The organism is Nocardiopsis salina YIM 90010 (genome assembly GCF_000341025.1).
GTDB lineage: Bacteria > Actinomycetota > Actinomycetes > Streptosporangiales > Streptosporangiaceae > Nocardiopsis > Nocardiopsis salina.
The window spans coordinates 1-3,673 of the sequence record NZ_ANBF01000055.1; the positions used below are offsets into that span (position 1 = coordinate 1).

Annotated in this window: 2 protein-coding genes and 1 pseudogene; 2 read left to right on the forward strand and 1 reads right to left on the reverse strand. The window is 71.3% G+C overall.

Annotation, left to right across the window (positions count from 1 at the left end; translation table 11 throughout):
- Positions 1 to 329 (forward strand): annotated as a pseudogene (locus tag D474_RS27795) (bifunctional 3'-5' exonuclease/DNA polymerase); the annotation flags it as partial.
- 345 nt (positions 330 to 674) lie between these two features.
- A complete protein-coding gene (locus tag D474_RS0105890) occupies positions 675 to 1,904 on the forward strand; it encodes a C40 family peptidase (protein ID WP_026118216.1) in 1,230 nt (409 codons plus the stop codon).
- 532 nt (positions 1,905 to 2,436) lie between these two features.
- Here the strand turns inward: D474_RS0105890 and D474_RS0105895 are convergent.
- The coding region (locus D474_RS0105895; RefSeq protein ID WP_017612665.1) for a gamma-glutamyltransferase at positions 2,437 to 3,673 on the reverse strand (1,237 nt) is incomplete at its 5' end.

Below are 3,673 nucleotides of genomic sequence, written 5' to 3' on the forward strand. Positions count from 1 at the left end.
CGGGTGACGAGGGCGGCCGTACCCGCAGGGCGCAGGGCCGCTTCACCCGCAACTTCGTGGTGCAGGCCACCGCCGCCGAGTGGGCGTCGGTGCTCCTGGCGGCGCTCCGGGGCCGGTTGGCCCGGCTCGAACCGGCGCTGCCCGAGGGCGCGGGGGTGGTCTTCTTCGTGCACGACGAGGTCGTCCTGCACGTGCCCGTCGACCGTGCCGGGGAGGCCGTCCGGGCGGTGGCCGAGGCCGAGGCCGAGACGCGGGATCTGCTCTTTCCGGGGTCCCCGGTCCGGTTTCCGCTGGTCACGACTGTTTCGGAGGAGAACTCACAGATCTGACCGCCTTGGTCCACCACACGTGGAACGTTACAGAGCCTTGCGCGAATGGCCCGTTCCCAATTCTCACGAGGTCCCGCAGAGCCTCCGGTACGCTCGCGCGGAAAGCGTCTCGATGGTGTTTTCGCAGGCCAGGCAGGCCTTGTGTGGCAGGGGATCCCGTGCGGGCCAGGGAAAGACCGAAAGGCCGCGGGGTGTCCGCGGGATGGACGTCCGTTATCGGACGGGCTGGGCTTGTTGCAAACTGGGCGCCGCCCGACCATTCTGGGTTTCCCGGAAACCGTCGACGGGCCGTGTGGCGCAGGGGCTCCGGACCCCGAGCGGCCAGAGGAAGGGTGAGATCTCCCCGTGCGAACCCGTACCCGCGCCTGTAGTTCGGCGGCCATGGTGGTCGCGTTCACAGCCCTCGGTTCCGGGCCGGTCTGGGCCGAGCCCGTGGTCGAGGACCGCCCGCCCGTGAGCGAGCAGGCCGCCCCCGCAGACACGGTCCCAGCCTCGGAGACCGAACCCAGCGGTTCCGACCCGCGCTCCCCGGCCCCCGACGGCAGCGCCGAGGACGCCGATGCCGGAGAGGAAGAGGGCGCCGCGCCGGACACGGCCGACACCGACACCCTCGACGGCGACGCCGAGGTCGAGCCCTTCGACGAGGCCCGCAGCGTCGAGTACTTCGCTGTCGCCCCCGAGGAACTCCCCGAGGAGGCCGTCGAGGCGGTGTCCGACATCGACGGGGTCGAACACGCCCTCACCGTGGACGCCGCCCGCCTGGAGATCGAAGGGGAACAGACCTCGCTCCTGGGCGTGGATCCCTCCACCTTCCGCAACCATGCGCCCGAGCCCTCTGCTGAGTCCGACGACGTCTGGCAGGGTGTGGCCGAGGGCGCTCTGGCCCTGTCCAAGGACGCCGGTACAGAACGCGACCTCGAGGTCGGCGCCGACGTCACCGTCCAGGGTGGCAAGGGCGAGGTCCCGATGGAGGTGTGGACCCACGCCACCTCCGGGATCGCCGGCATCGACGCCCTGGTCTCGCGCGAGCGCGCCGCCGAGCTCGGTATGCCCGAGGGCAACGCGCTCGTGGTCTCGGCCTCCGATGCCGACCTGTTCGACCTGCAGGAGGAGCTCGAGGACACCCTGGAGGAGTACGACCCCTCCCTGCAGTTGGTCGCCGACGCACCCGAGCCGATGACCGAGGGAGAGGCGGTCCCGCCGACCGTCATCGAGGACGTCATCGCCAACGCCGAGACCCAGCTCGGGGTGCCCTACGTGTGGGGCGGCACCACCCCGGGCCAGGGCTTCGACTGCTCCGGTCTGCTCCAGTGGGCATTCTCGGAGGCAGGCGTCTCCATCCCGCGCGTGACCCACGACCAGTGGAACGCCGGGAGCCGTGTCGACTTCGACGACATGGAACGCGGCGACCTCATCTTCTGGCGCTCCGACCCCACGGCCCCCGACTACATCTCCCACGTGGCCATCTACCTGGGCGACGGCGAGATGCTGGAGGCCCCGCGCACCGGGCTCGACGTGCAGGTCACTCCGGTCCGCACGGAGAACTTCGCCGGCGTGGTGCGTGTGCACGCCTGAGTCCCCTCCGGTCCGGCGAGGGCGCCCCGAGCTTGATCCCGGGGCGCCCTTTTTGTGCCCGGAATGTGACCGCCATTCGGTGCGCCACATTTCCTCGGGTACAAGTGCATTGAGCCCGTGGTAAAAGGGTGTGATTCAGCGTGATTCGAATACCGGTTCGCGCGCAAAAACACGTGGGCCGTGGTGCCGCTCGGGAAGCGGCGCCACGGCCCACGGATCTCTCCTTGTCCGAATAACCCAGCCGGGAGGGGAAGGCAGGCCTCGGTGAGGAGGGGAGAAGCAGGGGCGCCGCTGAGGGAGGGGGAGACAGCCGCGTTCCCTGCCGGGGAAAGTATGGAGTTCTGTGCGGGGTGCGTTCACGATCGGAGTCGGCGTTTCCCCGTCACAAGATCTACATAAGCAGTGACACGGAGATTTTGCAAGAGGTCCGACCAAGCAGTGCGCAGTGTGCGAAGTCCGCCCGTTCTCGGAAAGCCTCCGATCTCCGGTGTACGCGGCCCCGGAGCCCGCTGCGGCCGCGCCCCGTCCGGCCTCAGCGTCCGGTGGCGTACCCCTGGGCACCACGGGCGTCCGCAGCCGCTCGTAGCTCGCCGGTGTCGGGGTCGCGGCCCACCGCCGCCAGCCGCCCGAGAGACCAGGAACCGTTGACCGTGACGTCGTGTCCGCGCCGGCGCATCGCCTCGACGGTGTCGGGTCCGACCTCCGGCTCCACGACGAGGTCCCCGGGAACGGTCTCGCGCGGATGGAAGGAACTCGGGAACGCGTTGGTGTGGAACATCGGCGCGTCCAGCGCCTCCTGCAGGTCGTCGGTGCCGTTGAGAATCCTCAGCAGCGCCGTGAACGTCCACTGGTCCTGCTGGTCGCCGCCGGGGGTGCCGATCGCCAGCACTGCCTGTCCGTCCTCCCGGGTCACCAGCGTCGGTGACAGGGTCGTGCGCGGTCGGCGGCCCGGGGCCAGGGCGTTGGGGGAGTCCTCGTCCAGCCAGAACATCTGAGCCCGGGTGCCGAGCGGGAAACCGAGTTGGGGCACGACCGGCGAGCTCGACAGCCACCCGCCGCTGGGGGTCGCCGAGACCATGTTGCCCCGGGCGTCGACCACGTCCAGGTGGCAGGTGTCGCCGCGCCGGTCGGCCGGGTCGGCGGCGTTGCGCACGGTCGGTTCACCGGTTGTGCGGTCCTGCGGCGCCCGCCCGGGAACGTAGGACGGCGGCAGGTAGGGCGTGCGCCCGCCCAAGGAGCCCGGACGCTGCTCCCGGCTCGCGGAGGTGTCGTCGACCAGGCCCGCGCGGGAGCGCGCGTACTCGGCCGACAGGAGCTCGCGCAGCGGTACTTCGGTCCGGTCCGGGTCGCCGTACCAGGCCTCGCGATCGGCGAAGGCGAGCTTGGCCGCCTCGGTCACCCGGTGCACGAAGTCGGGGTCGACGCCCTCGCGGGAGGCCCCCGACAGCTTCCCGGTGCCCAGGGCCTCGGCCAGGCGGAGCTGCTGGAGCAGGACCGGGCCCTGGCCCCACGGTCCGGTCTTGTGCACGGTGTGCGCGCCGTGGGGTACGGAGGCGGTGTCCTCGTAGTGGGCGCTCCAGCCGGCCAGGTCCTGGCCGGACAGGAGCGCACGCTGGGGCTCGCCGGACGAACTCGGCACGTCTGCGGCCAGGAACCCGTCCAGGGCCTCGGCCACGAACCCCTGCGACCAGGCGCGGCGCGCTGCGTCGATCCCGGCCTCGCGCCCGCCCACGGCAGCCTCGGCCTCGGCCACCAGGCGCCGGTAGGTG